Origin of the sequence: Pseudomonas sp. ENNP23, from assembly GCF_001728945.1 — a bacterium.
GTDB classification, from domain to species: domain Bacteria; phylum Pseudomonadota; class Gammaproteobacteria; order Pseudomonadales; family Pseudomonadaceae; genus Metapseudomonas; species Metapseudomonas otitidis.
Genome location: NZ_LYSP01000104.1, coordinates 1 through 1,253, shown reverse-complemented (window position 1 = coordinate 1,253; position 1,253 = coordinate 1). Strand labels below are relative to the sequence as shown.

Here is a 1,253-nt window from a genome sequence, read left to right as displayed (position 1 = left end):
CCCCACGCCTGGCCACCAACCAGAGCGGCAACCTGGTGTGGAGCTGGCAGAGCGATGCCTTTGGCATCGGGCAACCCAAGACCCACGGCAGCAATATCGATGTGATCCTGCGCTTCCCCGGACAGATCGCCGATGCGCACAGTGGGCTGTATTACAACTACTTCAGGGATTACGATCCGGAGACCGGGCGGTATGTCGAAAGCGACCCGATTGGGCTTGACGGTGGCCTGAATACCTACGGGTATGTAGAGGGAAATCCTTTAAGGTCTTCGGACCCCGATGGGCTATTTGCTAGAACTGCACAGCAGCCGCTAGGAGTTCGAGGAGTCGGAGTGATGCCTGGTATGGGCGGCCTAATTACCCCGATTAGTGCTTACTACCCATCCATTGGCCAAGAATCCAACGTCGTACCATTATTCCCCCCGCCGAAACAGCCTACGGGGCAATGCTCGAAAGACGATCCCAATGGAGACGATGGTTGCTACGTAGCCCAGAAAAGTTTGCTTGCCACAAGGGCATTTATCCTTGAACTCTACGGCCTATCAGCCAGTGAACAAGACGTGGCTGCCGCACAAAGCGCGATTACACGATTCAATCAGAAAGCAAGCATCCATAATCAGCGATGCCCAAACTACAAAGTGCCGCCAATTAGACCAATTCTCTTCTGAGGAAGATATGCATCCGCAAGTAAGTATTTATGTAAATGGCAAAGAGCTGTTCAGCCATGACACAGTGGCCAACGAGGCTTTTGAGTTGATCATCTCGCAGTCAGAAAACAAAAGAACTTTACACCTTATCGCACAAGCCAGAGACATAATCTCGCGCAGTTCAACCATCATTGCCAAGGCGACTATTCCAAGCGGCGACCACATCCAAATAGGTCACTATGCTGGCGACTCAACACCGCGACGCTTCAACCAAGATGAGATCGAGAAATTACTACGCCTTCACCCAAGTCTTAACCCAGAGGGCTATGAAAGCCAGCAGCTTCACATAGCCACAAAAGAAAGCAACTTTATAATCAGAGCGCGCAATGGGTCAGACATAACCTGTTTCTACGAGGCCGGGATATCAAACAAAGAACAGTCTCCCTTGTTCTCGGTTGGGACCCTATCTCAGAACTCGGAATGCGAGCAGTGGATGAAAAAAACAATTACCCCCGGGGAAATCATTGAGCTCATCTATATAGCATCTTAGGTTCTGTACGAAAAGTCGGTACAGGTAGAATCGCCACCATGATTGGCTGGAGGCCC

The 1,253-nt window shown here is 50.9% G+C and carries 2 protein-coding genes; both read left to right on the top strand.

The genetic code is table 11. The annotated features are described in order from the left end of the window. A partial coding sequence (locus A9G05_RS27960) for an RHS repeat domain-containing protein (protein WP_218187213.1) occupies positions 1-668 on the top strand: 668 nt, incomplete at its 5' end. A 7-nt stretch (positions 669-675) separates the two neighbouring features. Next, positions 676-1,197, top strand: coding sequence for a hypothetical protein (locus A9G05_RS27555; RefSeq protein WP_139131276.1), 522 nt, complete (start codon positions 676-678; stop codon positions 1,195-1,197). Positions 1,198-1,253 lie beyond the last annotated feature (56 nt).

Coding starts and splice junctions, on each gene's coding strand:
- A9G05_RS27555 (WP_139131276.1), top strand. CDS start 676: ATGCATCCGCAAGTAAGTATTTATGTAAATGGCAAAGAGCTGTTCAGC.